This window comes from Enterococcus sp. DIV0175, from assembly GCF_050529075.1.
Lineage (GTDB): Bacteria > Bacillota > Bacilli > Lactobacillales > Enterococcaceae > Enterococcus_B > Enterococcus_B thailandicus.
The window spans coordinates 2,209,556-2,224,307 of record NZ_CP172880.1; the positions used below are offsets into that span (position 1 = coordinate 2,209,556).

The 14,752-nt window shown below is 35.7% G+C and carries 10 protein-coding genes; 3 read left to right on the forward strand and 7 right to left on the reverse strand.

Annotation, left to right across the window (positions count from 1 at the left end):
* Nucleotides 1-169: 169 nt before the first annotated feature.
* The 4 genes from IGJ76_RS10445 to IGJ76_RS10460 form a co-directional block, all read right to left on the reverse strand.
* Complete coding sequence (locus tag IGJ76_RS10445; RefSeq protein ID WP_067482599.1) at nt 170-2,614, reverse strand: DNA translocase FtsK; 2,445 nt, start codon at nt 2,612-2,614, stop codon at nt 170-172.
* Between the two features lie 268 nt (nt 2,615-2,882).
* Complete coding sequence (locus IGJ76_RS10450) at nt 2,883-4,322, reverse strand: glycoside hydrolase family 1 protein (RefSeq protein ID WP_067482601.1); 1,440 nt, start codon at nt 4,320-4,322, stop codon at nt 2,883-2,885.
* Nucleotides 4,323-4,738: 416 nt separating this feature from the next.
* Nucleotides 4,739-5,089: a hypothetical protein gene (locus IGJ76_RS10455; protein WP_067482603.1), complete on the reverse strand. Its 351-nt coding sequence runs from the start codon at nt 5,087-5,089 to the stop codon at nt 4,739-4,741.
* Nucleotides 5,082-6,410, reverse strand: a complete 1,329-nt coding sequence (locus IGJ76_RS10460) for a Y-family DNA polymerase (protein WP_430596603.1) — start codon at nt 6,408-6,410, stop codon at nt 5,082-5,084. The genes IGJ76_RS10455 and IGJ76_RS10460 overlap by 8 nt, the downstream gene beginning before the upstream one ends.
* Nucleotides 6,411-6,818: 408 nt before the next feature.
* Between IGJ76_RS10460 and IGJ76_RS10465 the strand changes: the two genes are divergently transcribed.
* Nucleotides 6,819-8,018, forward strand: a complete 1,200-nt coding sequence (locus tag IGJ76_RS10465; RefSeq protein ID WP_067482606.1) for an amidohydrolase family protein — start codon at nt 6,819-6,821, stop codon at nt 8,016-8,018.
* Nucleotides 8,019-8,588: 570 nt separating this feature from the next.
* Here the strand turns inward: IGJ76_RS10465 and IGJ76_RS10470 are convergent.
* Nucleotides 8,589-9,086: a hypothetical protein gene (locus tag IGJ76_RS10470; protein WP_067482610.1), complete on the reverse strand. Its 498-nt coding sequence runs from the start codon at nt 9,084-9,086 to the stop codon at nt 8,589-8,591.
* A 601-nt stretch (nt 9,087-9,687) separates the two neighbouring features.
* Between IGJ76_RS10470 and IGJ76_RS10475 the strand changes: the two genes are divergently transcribed.
* Complete coding sequence (locus tag IGJ76_RS10475) at nt 9,688-10,200, forward strand: hypothetical protein (protein ID WP_067482612.1); 513 nt, start codon at nt 9,688-9,690, stop codon at nt 10,198-10,200.
* 43 nt (nt 10,201-10,243) lie between these two features.
* Here IGJ76_RS10475 and IGJ76_RS10480 read toward each other — a convergent pair whose 3' ends face one another.
* Together IGJ76_RS10480 and IGJ76_RS10485 are read right to left on the reverse strand one after the other, a co-directional pair.
* Nucleotides 10,244-13,423 (reverse strand): non-contractile tail sheath protein, encoded by a 3,180-nt coding sequence (locus tag IGJ76_RS10480; RefSeq protein ID WP_067482614.1) that lies wholly within the window; start codon nt 13,421-13,423, stop codon nt 10,244-10,246.
* Between the two features lie 436 nt (nt 13,424-13,859).
* Nucleotides 13,860-14,207, reverse strand: a complete 348-nt coding sequence (locus tag IGJ76_RS10485) for a hypothetical protein (protein WP_067482616.1) — start codon at nt 14,205-14,207, stop codon at nt 13,860-13,862.
* A gap of 283 nt (nt 14,208-14,490) precedes the next feature.
* Here IGJ76_RS10485 and IGJ76_RS10490 point away from each other — a divergent pair, with 283 nt between their 5' ends.
* A complete protein-coding gene (locus tag IGJ76_RS10490) occupies nt 14,491-14,700 on the forward strand; it encodes a hypothetical protein (RefSeq protein ID WP_067482618.1) in 210 nt (69 codons plus the stop codon).
* Nucleotides 14,701-14,752 lie beyond the last annotated feature (52 nt).

Consider the following 14,752-nt stretch of genomic DNA (forward strand, 5'->3'; position numbering starts at 1 on the left):
AAGTTTCGCTACATACTATAACTGATTCTATCTGGGAATGCAAGAAAGTTTGCGAGATCCTTCACTTGTTCTTTCGTAGTGAAGTCCAACTAAAAAAACCAGCCAGCACGGAGTATTCTCTGTGTTGGCTGGTTTTTTTTACACACATATAATTTTTTGTTTCTATTAATTATAGATGATCCTCTGGCTGTCCTTCTGGTAAATCATTCATTGAATCTTCTAATTGCTCAATAAAGACTTTTCTTGGCTTGCTTCCTTCTGAGGGGCCTACCACACCATGCGTTTCTAGTTCATCTACTAGACGTGCTGCACGATTGTAGCCAATTCTAAATCTTCTTTGCAATAAAGAAATACTTGCCGTTTGCATCTCAACAACCAAAGCTTTCGCTTCTTCATATAACTCATCTTGTGGTTGTTCTGGAGTACCAGTGGTCTCGACCTCATCTGTTGGCATCATTTTTTCTTCATAACGTGCTTCTTGTTGTGCTGTTACAAAACTTACGACGCGTTCGACTTCATGATCAGAGATGAAGGCGCCTTGAACACGGATTGGTTTATTTTCTCCCATTGGTAAGAAGAGCATATCACCACGTCCAAGTAATTTTTCTGCCCCATTTGAATCAATGATCGTACGAGAGTCAGTCCCACTAGAAACTGCAAAAGCCATTCGCGAAGGAACATTAGCTTTGATAATCCCCGTGATAACATCCACACTAGGGCGTTGTGTTGCTAGAATCATATGGATCCCAGCAGCCCGAGCCATTTGTGCCAAACGAATGATTGCATCCTCAACTTCATTACTGGCAACCATCATCAAGTCTGCTAATTCATCAACGATTACCACAATAAACGGTAATGTCGGATGCTTCGTGCCATCTTCTAAATTCTTTTGTTGTACAAATTCATTGTACCCAGAAATATTTCTGACTCCTGTAGCGGCAAATTTTTCGTAACGTTCTTCCATTTCTTGAACAACTTTTTGTAAAGCTTGTGCTGCTTTTCTTGGATTTGTTACAACGGGCGTTAAAAGATGCGGAATCCCATTGTACATATTCAACTCAACCATTTTCGGATCAATCATCATTAATTTGACCTCATGTGGTTTTGCCTGCATCAAGATACTTGTGATAATGCCATTGATTGCAACAGACTTCCCACTACCGGTGGAACCTGCCACAAGTAAGTGAGGCATTTTGCTTAAATCAGCTGTTTGTACGCGACCAGAAACATCACGACCTAATGGTACTTCCAAAAGTTTATCCGGATGTTTTGGCTGTGCTTCAATTACTTCTCTAAACGAAACCATACTGATTTTGCCATTAGGAACCTCAATCCCAATCAAAGATTTACCTGGAATTGGCGCTTCCATCCGCACATCTTTTGCTGCCAAAGCTAAGGCAATATCATCAGTTAAGTTAACAATTTTGCTTACCTTTACACCAACGGCAGGCTGTACTTCGAATTTCGTAACGGAAGGACCAAGACTCGCTTTCACTACTTTGGCATCTACGCCAAAACTTTGGAAAGTTTGTTCTAGCACACCAATATTTTTTTCGATTTTCTTATACTCGTCACTTTGGTCCACTGCTGGAATCGAATCGAGCAAATCAACAGACGGTAATTCATACGCATGATTTTCTTCTTCAGCGGCAATCTCAAACTCTAAAACAGAGCCGTCATCTTCAGGAACTTCTTCTTCAAGCCCCTCATGCGCATCAATCGGCAACGTTGTTTGTGTAGGTGTATGTTCAATCGGTGGCTTCGTCTGCATTTGTTCTTGGAAGCTATTGATTGGCACAAAACTCGGTTCGTTTGTTTCTGTCGCTGGTAATTCATCTGGTTCGTCGTTTCTTGTTTGTTGACGTTCCCGATTTTTTTCCATTTCGGCAATTTCTGCCTCAGCTGCTTCTTGAGCAGCCAAACGTTTTGCTTCTCTTGCTTGTGCTCGTTGTTCTTTTCTCTCTGCTTTTTCAGCTTGTTTTTTTGCTTGTTTTGCTGGGTCACCTTCCAACAATCCTTGCAGTCTCTCCCCTAATGTTTGGATGCCCTCTAGTAATTGATACCCTTCAAGATTGCTAAATAAAAACGCGCCGACAATCAATAGTAAAACAGCGACCAGATAGCTACCTGGTTGAGCAATCAAAAAGTAAGTGAAATGATACAACAGTGCTCCAACCATCCCACCACCTACATTACTACTGACTTGACTTTGCTTAATATCACTTGCTAATAAATCCCAAGTAGTGCCAAGAATATTCGGTTCTCCACTGTGGAGCTTCCCAAATAAATGAGCGTGGAAGAAAAGTAATATTCCTAAATAAAAGAAAATACCTCCTACCAAACGTCGAGGTTTGCCAATCTTTAATTCCGTATTCTTGATAATGATCCAGAATCCTGTGATGGCTAATAACAAACAAAGAATTGGATAAGTGTTACCTGCAAAGATTCGAAAACCATTAGCAACTAAAGTTCCTAAGAACCCTAATCTTAAAAAACCAAATGCAGCAAATAAAATCAGTGCAAAACCGACAAAAATCGTCAAGAGTTGCTCTTGTTGCTGCTTTTGCTTTTTCGTCTTTTTCTTTTTCTTTGCAGGACGTTTTTTCTGCGCCATTATTTATCCCTCATTTCATTCCCCATTATACAAAAAAAAAGAAGGGAACTAAAGTTTTGTTTCAAAGAACTCGTCTCTTTCTTTTCATTTCGTCATTTTTTCATAAAAATGCGAAAGAAATTTGATTATAACAATGGAAGAAGTGAATGCTTTATTTTTTTATTATCAAGAATGAATTTTTCAGTTAAACTTTTGCTCGCAAAAAAGTTGAAACAACAGCTACGTAGCTATCGTTTCAACTTTTCGACTTCATTTTTTATTATTCTTATTATTCGATTGATTCGCCATTTTCTTTAATGACTGATTGATACCAATAATAGCTGTCTTTTTTGTAACGTTCAAGCGATCCTTCTTGTGTTTCATCTTGATCCACATAAACAAAGCCATAACGTTTTTGGTAGCCATTCAACCAACTTAACAAATCTGTATAGGACCATGTGCAGTAACCTAAAACCGTCGCACCATCAGAGATTGCTTCTTTGATGGCTTTCACATGATTCGCCAAATAATTAATTCGATACTCATCATGGATTTTTTTGTCGTCAGTTAACTTATCATATTCACCTAATCCATTTTCGGTAATCAAAATAGGTGTTCGATAACGGCTGGTAATTCGACGAAGAGCAATTCTTAACCCTTCTGGATCGATTTCCCAGTCCCAATTTGTGCGTTCCACAAAAGGATTTTCAACTTTTTTGTACATTCCCGGTACACCGGTTTCTTCAGAAGAACCTTTTTTACCAGTTGTGTTCATTTTACCTGCGCCAACGCCATCTAAGGGGTTAAATGCATTCGTTGCTGTCTGATAATAATTGATACCTAAAAAGTCAGGCTTTGCTGATTCTAGCAGTTCTTCATCGCCCGCTTCAATCGTTGGTGCCCAACCTTGCTCCTCTAAAAACTTCATTGCAGCAATTGGATACTTGCCCCACATGTAGACGTCCATCCAATAATTTGCCATTAAATCTTCGGCATTTTCAGCAGCCAAAATATTTTTTGGATCGCTATTGATTGGATAATTTGGCGTATACGCAAAACTTGGACCAATTTTTCCTGGCATTTTTAATTCATGGAATTTATTGATTACAGAAGCATTCGCTAAATTCGCGATGTGATTTACTGCATACATTCTTTTTGGATCGGTTACACCTGGTGGATGAACAGCCAGTAAGTAGCCTAATGAAGTGAAGACATTTTGCTCATTTAAACTAATCCAATAATGAACTTTTCCACGAAAAGCTTCAAATAAAGTTTCAGCATACTTCGTAAAGTCTTCAATAATTTGGCGTGATTCCCACCCATTGTATTCATCTTGCAATGCTTGTGGCAAGTCCCAATGATACAAAGTAACCATTGGTTCAATGTCGTTTTTAATCAACTCGTCTACTAGTTCCTGATAAAAGGCTAACCCAGCTTGATTGACTTCCCCGCGACCTGTTGGGAAAATTCGAGTCCAGGCAATTGAAAAACGATAAGCTTTCAATCCCTGTTCCTTCATTAAAGCAATATCTTCTTGAAAGCGATGATAATGATCGACCGCTAAATCACCATTGGTACCTTTAAATGTTTTACCCGGAATTCGGACAAACCGATCCCAGACAGATTCTCCTTTACCATCTTCTTGCCAAGCACCTTCGACTTGGTAAGCAGCTGAGGCAGATCCCCATAAAAAATCATTTGGAAATGAAGTTAATGTTTGATGTTCCATTGTCTACTTCCTCTCTTCCTTCATTCAATCCTTACAACCTTAGAATAACACGAAACCCCTTTCAGTTCAAAGAGTTTTATCGAAAAAGACTAGACATTTTAAAATAAGGATAGTGTTTCAGTTTTATTGGCATTAAGGCTGATTCAAACAAATAATTTGTGTAGTAATAAAATATCCCTAGTAAAAATTCAATTTCAGGAATAATCAAATCAATGAGCTTCAGTGTGAAAATAGCCATTATTTGCTTGTTTTCATTGCTTACCATAATAGGTTATTTTAAATCGATTGAAAAAAATTCAAAACTATTTTTCAACTTCTTTCATAAATAAAATACTTCTTCAGCAATCACAGCTTTACTTACTCAGGAAAGAATATTCTGACCATGGCTAGGCTTTCGAATTCTTTCAAAAATAAACCTAGTCTAACGCACTCCATTTTTTTGGGGTATATAATTCGACATGCCTGATCTCGTCATAATTCACTTTATTTGAATGAATGTAAATCCCTAATTCATCATGACCATCAATCTGTCCGATAAGTTCATCAGAATAGTGACCTTCCACATCCATTTCTTCTTTTTGGATCGCGACTGCTTTATTTTTGATGATTGCTTTGTTTAAGACTCGAGCGATTTCTTCGTTTGTCATTTTCACCTTTGCCAAATTGATTGTCCTTTTTTCTTTCGCTTGGCAAGCAATTTTTTCAGTATGGTCAGACAAATACATCCCTTGCCACTTGATTATTCCACGATCTTCATAATCAACCATGATTGATTCCTCCATTTCCACCAGCGTGTCCACCAACCAAATGACTTCGGTCAATACTTCTTGCACCTTCAAGATAAGAAGATGCATGAACAATTGAGCTAAAACCATATTTTTCTCGAATTTTATCAATAATTCGATCCAAATTTTCCTCTTTGATTTGTTTTTCTGGATTGCTAAACAAATCCAATTGCATCGACTCTGTATAAACTAACTTGCTATAGGAGATGGAGACTTTGCGAACTTCTTGACCATTATAAAATTTATTAAATAAATACACGCAATACATTTGTAGCTGTTTCGTATTATCAGTCAAAGGTATTTTCATTTGGCGAGAAAAGCCTTCTTTCTCTTCTAATATAGATGTGCCAATACCTACATGAATACAACTTGTCTTACAGCCGTGCTTTCGAATTCTAATGGCTACTTGCTCAGCCATTTCTTTCACGACAATCTCAATCTCATTTCTTCTAGTATAATCTCTTGGTAATATTTGAGAATTGCCATAGCTTTTTTCTTTGGTTGGTGGTGGCGCAACTGCAATATCGGTTCGATCTATACCATTTGCATGAAAATATAATTGCAGACCTATCACACCAAATTTATTCTTAAGTGAATCAGGTTTCCAATTAGCTAAATTTTCGATGGACATAATGCCCATCTGATGTAATCTTTTTTTCGTTCGTGAACCAATCCCCCAAAAATCGGTCATTTCTGCTATGTTCCAAACTTTCTTAGAGATATCTTGATATGTCCATTCAGCGATAAACCCGTTATTTTTTTTGGCTTCGTTGTCTAATGCCAGTTTCGCAAGCAAGGGATTGTCCCCAATTCCAACAGTTGCGATCAAACCCATTTTCTGATAAACATGCCGTTGAATTTTTCTAGCTAATTGCTTTCGCTGCTTACTCCGACTTTTTCCTTCTGTCGTAAATAACTTCATCGACTTAGTGACTTTCAAAATAGATTCATCAATTGAATAGATTAACAAATCTTCATCAGTTACATACTGCCTAAAAATATCATTCACTTCCATGTTTCTCTTGATGTATAAATTCATTCTAGGTGCGGCAATAACTAGGCTATCAGGAAAAGGCGAAGGCAGATCTCTTGGACGACTTACATTGGAGATTCCGTAATGTTTCTTAGCCATCGGTGATGAAGCCAAAATAAGTCCTGAACCAGTATTGTCAGCTTGGCTCATTACAACCAGTTCTGTTGCTAAGGGATCCAGTCCACGTTCAACACATTCAACTGAGGCATAGAAACTCTTTATATCAATCATGAAATAGCCATTCACTGGTTCATTTGAATAGTCTAACACGTCGTTACACCTCACTTCACGCCCTCATTATACAAACATACGTTCCCTTTGTAAACTGATTGTCCCAAGTTTTTCAAAAAAAGAACACAGGAAAGAAAGGGTTCCAGATTGATTTTTCTTTTTTGTGTATAGTCTTTGCCAAACAAAAAATCCTTTTTTAGTTTCGAAAATAAAATGACAAAATTTCTAACGAATCAAAACTTTTCTTCACACTTTGCTTCCAAGACCCTCTTTTTTTCAAAAAGTATAGCTAAATGTGTTACCGAAATGCTTGAAACTGGTTTATGCATATCAGTTGGTGCTTTTGGTGGATGTGTTCGTTTTATCCAAGAAGCTAATCAAAAGCCAAAAATTCGTATCTTTTCCAAAAATTAGGTATGGTAATCATACATACTTGGAGGTGCAAAAATGGAAACTTTGTTAAAAAACGTGCGTGTTGAAACAAATTACTTAACAGCTGGAGACTATACGTATGGAACGGAAACGAGAACAGTCGATATTTTATTCAACCAAGACACCATCGTTTCTGTTCGAACTGCTGGCGAAACACCCGACAAAAATCGACAGGTTATTGATGGCAAAAATGCACTTTTTCTGCCCCAATTAAGAGAAATGCACTGTCATTTTGATAAAAGTAAACTGGGTATTCCTTGGACACCCATCGAGCCGGCAGCAACTATTGTCGAGCGGTTTACTCGAGAGTATGACTATTTAGAATCCGCACCACTTTCTTTTGACGAACGAATGAAAAATTTACTCAATTTGGAATTGCTTCATGGCGCCACGCATTTTCGTTCGCATATTGATGTTCATCCCTTAGTCGGTCAACGTTATTTAGAAGGGGCACAAAAAGTTTTAACTGAGTATACAGATAAACTGGCGTACGAATTAGTTGCCTTTCCTCAACATGGATTACTTCGTTCAAATGCTTACGACGAAATGAAAAAAGCTTTGCAAAATGGTGCAAGCTTGGTCGGCGGAGTTGATCCACTCAGTCTTGATGGTAACTTGGAGAAATCATTAACAACCACATTTGATTTGGCTACACAATTTGATGCGCCCATCGACCTTCATCTGCACGAACGTGGTGATAACGTTCGCCAAACTTTTGCAAAGATCATTGCATTAACTGAAGAAAGTGGCTGGGCTGGCAAAGTAACTGTCAGTCATGCTTATGGGCTGAAAGAATTATCTGCTAGTGAACGAAAAGAACTGTTTCCACGTTTAGCAGAAAATAACATCACGATTATCTCAAGCATTCCACTGAACCCTGTGATCCCACCCCTAACAGAATTAAGGACTGCTGGGGTAAAAACATTCATTGGCTGTGACAATATTTATGATTGCTGGTCTCCTTTCGGTAATGGTGACGTGCTAGATAAACTAAATCGTTATGCCGAAATTTTTAATTTGACGAGTCAGCAAGCACTTACTGAAAGTCTCGAATTAGTGACGAATCAGCCGCTAATTGAGCCAGATGGTTGGGTAAAAATCGGCATGCCCGCAAATTTCACATTAGTTGATGCAACTTCCACTGCTGAATTTGTAGCACGAAAAATCCCTATTTCAGCTAGCTATTTTAAAGGAAAGAAAGTAACAATCGATTAACAGAAAGAGTCTGGGACATAAGCCCCAGACTCTTTATTTTGAAAATATTTAACACAATTTATAAACGTAAACAATCCTAATTGTTCTAACTAATTCAGCTAGCTGATTTCACTTTTACTGGTATTTTTTAAAAAAAGTTTTCCTTTAAAAAATAGCGCTACTAAAATACTAAGTCTTATCACGCTATCTACCAAATTAAAATGAATACTTACTTCAGGATGTTTATACGTATAAATAAGGAAGATCAATAATGTTATCGCCAGTAAGAGGTTCTTCCAATTTTTTTTAATCATTCCCATGATAAGCATCTGTATACCTATCACAAGAAAAAAGAGAGGAAAAACAAAAAAATTCATTATTGTTAGCAAGAAACTGGTAGTTATCGTCTGCTGAAACATTGCTAAAAATTGACTAAAAAAGAAGCTATTCCAAGTTAATATGCCTATGAACAAAAAAATCGTTCTTATCCATGGATTAATTACCATAAAAAATACGGTTGAAAATAGTATTAATGCATAACTAAGTTCCATCATTCTCTGTTCATCTCCGCTTCTTTGGTTTCTACTGTGGTCACATTTCTTCTTTTGCTAAAGCCAAAAGTTTGTCTTTAAACGCTTTACAGATATCTTTCTTCGCTTCTACTGATTCTTCGCCCTGTTCAATACCAAGGGCTGCATCTGAACCCCCAAACAGGGTAAGTAATCCGATTCTAAATCCATAAATAATTGGATGTTCTACGGCTGAACTTAACAGTGCTTCTTTTGCACTTTCTAACATATAATCTTCAGTGGCACCATATCTTGTAGCAATAAAATTCGTATAACGATAACCATATAAACTAGGTTCTCCTAAGTAATCTGTAAAAGCACTAGCAAGTGATCGTTCATTTTTAAGTACTTGGTAAGCCATATTCCATGCATCAACATCAGAAATCAAGTCTTCTCTTGAAAAGAAGCTCTTGGCATTTTCACCCGTACCACCAATCCAATCATAGCTAAAGTTATAAACAGATTCAATTATATCTTTTTTATTCCAATAATCAATTAGGAAAGTATCTAAATCACCCAACCAGCCACAGCCATCGCCAAGGTTTGCTCCGTTAATATCAGGTAACCCATGCTGTAAATAACCTGCAATAGCGGCGAAACAATGTGCGCCACCAATAGTATCGCCACTGCTAGGATCAATATAATCAAAATATCGTTCATTTTCAGGTACTTTCGAATGAACAAGTGCTACAAAGTTATCATCAATTGTACCAACACCTGTATCTAAGTAAAAGTTGCTGAATGAAGATAAAAATAAAACTTAGTAATATCGATGAACTCAGATTCTTCTATTTTTATATGTATCCATTGATTTGTAATACACATGTAAATATTATAAAGATAAAATAACCGAAGATATGTATAATGGAAGATAAAAGATACAAAAATCAGAAAATCTAGTAATAGTGCTGTCGCCGCAATTCCAGCTGAAGCCAAAGAGCATTTTGGAATAAAACAGGTGAAGCGATTAGCTACATTTTTTCAGATAACGGTACAGTGAAAATTATTAAGGCAGGAGAGAAGGTCGATATCAATTCCATTGTTGCTGCTATGGCGGAGCAATAGCAGCTATGATTAAGGTCTTAGTCTAACTAAAAAATGTGAATAAAGGAGAGATAAGATTGCTATTTTATATTGCGTCAGCATTGTTAGGAGTTTCATATATTACAATCTTTATCAACAGAATCAGAAATGATAACTATTTGAAGACAAAATCCAAGCTGATAAAAAACAATTTGAATAATGGTGAAACGAAACTATCTTATTTGGTAAATGATGATCGCCTTAATTTATATAAGAAATATAACAGAATTGCGAATATTAGTGCTATGATTGCGTTGTTGCTATTAATACCAATGAGTATTTTTGCATTAAATGGATATTATTTAGTCAGCTATATTGCGTTTATTATAGCCATCGCTGGATTTTTAGCGGGGTTTAAAAAGTTTGTTTATACCTATCATTTAATAAAAGAAAATTTTGTTGTAGCTAAGCTTGAGAAACAAAATATTTTGATTGAAATTGACGACACCGAAAAAGAATATATACGAAAAGTATATCTAAAATATATCTGTGGAATTTTATTCGGGATTATATGTTTGGTCACAGCTTTCTCTTTTATCCTTTCACTATGAAAAGAAGCGCCGCCCAAATGAAAAATAGGACGGCGCATTTATTTTAACCTGCTATTTTTGCAAAAATTCCCATTATTGAATTTCCTATTACTAATAATGCTTCAACGACAGTTACGATGACAGCAGTAATTCCAATAATTATTGTTCCAACAAAAGTTATAATCTCAGAACCAAAGAAGATTAAAGCCAATGTTGCTACTCCAACCATGCCAATGCCGAGAATCTGTATTACTGTCGGCTTGAACTCTCCAGAAGTGATATCCTCAACTAGTTGATTATAAGCTGGGTCTGGAATAGGAGAGCCAGCAAACGGTCGATTATAAAGCTCAATTTCTAATTGGAATTTTGATTCTATTTCGACTCCAGAATCTTCAACGGTTTTACTGAATGTTAATAGAATTTTTGTTCCAATTAAACCATCTCTTGTGGAAATACCGACTGCGATAGCTCCATCTCCAACTGTAGGAGCGAACTTATTTAATATATCTTCGAAATTTTTCGAATCACCTCTCAAGTATTTACTATATTCCAATATTGAACTATCCAGCTCATGATAGTAAGGTGTGAGATCCGCTTTATTATTTGATACTTTCACAGACAATCCATAATTTTCACCTGAAATATTCCATTCCATATGAGGCGTTACATACAAAATAGTATTGGTTGCTGGTTCTGTCCTTACAGTTTTTTCCCATTCGAATCCAGCAGAGTTTATATTTAAGGCTTTATATGTTTTAAGCAGCTCTTCTTTGGCAATAGTTTCCTTATTTACTAAAGAATTAGTTGTAACCAACGTATCAACGATTGCGGAATTTCTACTTGGCATTGGTGCAAAGTCTTCGAAATTTCTTCCATAACCTAATCTAATTTGTTGTGGCTTGGAAAGACCCAAAATTTCTAAGCTGACCGTAATTTCTACAAATCCATTAGTTTTTATCATTTTTGCATTACCAATTTCATCCCAATTGAAATCGCTGCCAGTGCCAGCATATTTATATACTTTATCATTTTGAATCATATAATTCATTTTAGCGTCTGGCCATGACCAGATATTGGCACCAGTATCCATTCCTGTATCAAGATAGAAATTACTAGATGTATTCATATTTGAACCACGAGCATATAGATATAAATTCTCTGCATCTTCTGCTGCACTCAAATCAAAAATTTCACCTGAACCAATTGCAAGAGATTTAATATTTACCCAATCGGAAAAACTTCCTGTTGAAGTGATTTTATCAGGCAATTCTTTAGCCATAGGAATTGTATATGAGAAAATGACACTTTCAGAAATAAAACCGCCGTCTACATATGCGATACGAATGTCTGTTGTCTTATCAATTTCAATAGGACTACTATAGATTTGACCAGTCTCCATTGTCGGATCTAAGCCGTTTAGCGTATAAATTAGTTGATCCGAATCACATGAGAAGCTAACCTTGAATGGTTGTGTATAATTCCCTCCTCTATGTGATGAGTAGATAACTTTAGGCTGTTTCCAGTTATCTCGCTTAACTTGAGCATAAGCCCAAATATATACTTCCGCAAAAGATTCATTAAAACCATCAACTAGAGCCTGATGGATATTTTTCCATACAAATGAATGCTCTTCATCTAAAACAAAACCAGAAAAATAATGAATTTTTTCCGAAGGATAGCCCAAATTATTTTGAATGAATTCTAATACATCTTGATGTTCACGCATCTGATTCTTAATCAAGTAATCATAATCTTCCAGCATAAAGAAATCAAGATTTGGATATGCCCACTCTACTTTAGGAAAATTTACCATTCCCATCATCATCGGTGTTCGAGTCTTATCCATAACAGAAGGTGGGAAGAATAATACTGTGAACTGTGCATTTGAATAATTTACTTTGACTGCGTCACGCAACATTAATGTAAAGGAACCAATTTTTGTTTGCAACCATGAAAGCATTGATTCATGACCAACGATTGATTCGTTAACTGTATGAAATTCATGCATATCTAATCCAGTTTCTGCTTTATAAAGATTTCTAGTGGCTTGGTCATAAAAACAAGGAGTTAATTCATCTTGATGCCACCACCAAGGTTCTCCTAATTGCACGATAGGCGTTAAGCCAAATTGATTGGAAATGTCAGCTAGGCCAACTGCTAGTCGTTGATAAAATGCTTGAACTTCTGCATTTGTGAAACTTAAAAAATGCGGGGTAGGTGTCCAACCACTTGTCCCTGGTGTTCCATCATATGTTCGTTGCCACCATTCTTCTTTCGCATCTACATTTTCCATGGAAATTGAATGAATAATAGCCATTTGGTTATCAGCTAATCGTCTTACATAGTCTTTATACCAAGCTTCAAATGCCTGATTGAACAATTTATCTTCGAGTAAAATCCCAGTACCATCTACAATTTTTTTATCATAGTAATGGGAGGCACCAATGTAAAAGTTCACAATTTTGGTATAACCTAATTGGAGATAGCTATCAATAATCCGCTCAGGTGTTAAATTATAACTATCATCATAATCATCACACATTCTGATTACTCCAGGAGAAGCGGCTACTGTTTCATTGCCAAGAAAGGTGTCCCCTGTAACTTTCCAGTTCGTCATACTCATAGCAAAAGGATAAGAATCATCTAAATATTGAGTAGTTCCTCCACCATTTCCAGTATAGCCAATTGGTGTGAACGCCCACATGATCGTTTTGATATTCGTTACATCAATTTTTTTCCATTCAGGATTTTTGTTCCATTTTCCATTTGCATCAAACGTATATGGACTCCAACCTTCATAAAGATTATCAAAATCTAATTGGATTGTCCCCAAATTTCCTGTTCCATTACCTGGTGTTCTTCCTTCTGGAAAGACAATTCCTTCTTGTTTCTCCCATTCGTCTTCTGGTCGATTAGTCACATAATTCCATAGTCGAATATAATGAATTTTTCCATCAACGGTTTGAATCGTTAAAGCTGATGCTTTATCAGAATCTAAGGCTTCTGTATACCCACTTAAAGCATAGTCATAGCTTAACGATACATTTTTAAAATTCGGATTTGTTGGATATTTTAAAGATTCATGGCTGTGAGTATCTTCCGTCTCCCAAATAAGTCCAGCCAAATCGTCTGTTGTTCGAAAATGTCCTTGTACGGAAAACGAATTTTCATTTTGTGTCACAACTGAAGCTGTCATTTCAAAATTGAAATTAATAGTTAAATACTTTGCTTGTAATTTGTACATACTCAAGATCACTTCTTTCCTGTTGAATCATCAACATAATTTTCATTTGATTATTTACATCTAAACTAACAGCACAAAATTGCAAAACACTTTTATAATATTTTATAATAAAAAATTGTGCGAACATCTCTGCAGACGCTGATAAATCACCTCCTCGAAAACAATTATACGAACATAAGTTCTTTTTAGCAAGCGTTAATCTCGGATTTTCACAATAAACTATAAAAATAAAATAAAAAAATAACTTAATATTTTTTTATTTCGTTATATTGTAAGTTAGCTAATTAAAATAACGTTTTTTAGATAGACTTTATTTAAAATTTTTTTCTTATTCATAACTGTGCACAAAAAAACTGTAAACAAAATTCCAAACTTGGATGGTTTACAGTTTTATTATTTTATTCAATTTTTTATCTGCGATTAGCTGTTGAAAAAGTTAATTGGCTATTTTGGTTACATTGGCTATGACATATTCTCTGATTTTTTCAGTATCATTCGTAAAGTACAGATTATAAGGAATGCTGAATCCTTTTTTCTTGGTTTCTTCATCAAGATATTTTTCATCTACATCTGTATAAATAATTAAATCTGCATCTAACACCTTAGGCTCTCTTATATCATAACTAATAAATTCTAAATCAACTTCTGGCATTAATTCCGCTTTGAGTTCCTTTTGAAATTTCATGCCATTTCCGAAAAGGTATTGCCCAGCTTTCGTTCCCATGTATCCTAATGGAGGTACTCCGTCAGCGTTGACAGAAAAGATCCATTTAGCTTTTTTCATGATATCCACCTCAATGTTTTGAAATTTTATGATAATCAATCCGGTATTTCCAAACGATTGACTAACCAAGTTGCTCTTAAAAAAAATAGGTATGAAACTTTTTTCAGTTAAGTTATTCTCTTACTCCACTCCATCATACTCCTTATTGCAGAAATGTAAAAGGATAAGCAGAATCAGATAAATTCGTTATTTGATAGTCCTGAGTAGGTTTTTTTATGATAGATACAAAACATAGCAATAATCTTTATGTAAGTGTATACTTTCTCTATAAGGAGATGATTACGTGCGTTATTTGTTCGGATTTATTTTTTTATTCTTAAGTGTTTGGCAATTCATTATGTTTAAGCGAGCATTCACGAATCTGAAAGAAAAAGGAAACCAGAATACTTCCCCTTTCATTATGTTAGGTCTGTGGAGTGGCTTGGTCTTTGCCATCATATTCTTAATTGTTGCCATCAATTGTTTTTTCGCTGATTTTTCAACTTTTTTGTAAAAGAATTCATGTAAATGATTGATTAAATCTTAGTAACACTTTATTTGTTTTG

Bases quoted from the DNA above. Each gene is read 5' to 3' on its own strand.
- IGJ76_RS10445 (WP_067482599.1), bottom strand. From the start codon at position 2,614: ATGGCGCAGAAAAAACGTCCTGCAAAGAAAAAGAAAAAGACGAAAAAG.
- IGJ76_RS10450 (WP_067482601.1), bottom strand. From the start codon at position 4,322: ATGGAACATCAAACATTAACTTCATTTCCAAATGATTTTTTATGGGGA.
- IGJ76_RS10455 (WP_067482603.1), bottom strand. From the start codon at position 5,089: ATGGTTGATTATGAAGATCGTGGAATAATCAAGTGGCAAGGGATGTAT.
- IGJ76_RS10465 (WP_067482606.1), top strand. From the start codon at position 6,819: ATGGAAACTTTGTTAAAAAACGTGCGTGTTGAAACAAATTACTTAACA.
- IGJ76_RS10480 (WP_067482614.1), bottom strand. From the start codon at position 13,423: ATGTACAAATTACAAGCAAAGTATTTAACTATTAATTTCAATTTTGAA.
- IGJ76_RS10485 (WP_067482616.1), bottom strand. From the start codon at position 14,207: ATGAAAAAAGCTAAATGGATCTTTTCTGTCAACGCTGACGGAGTACCT.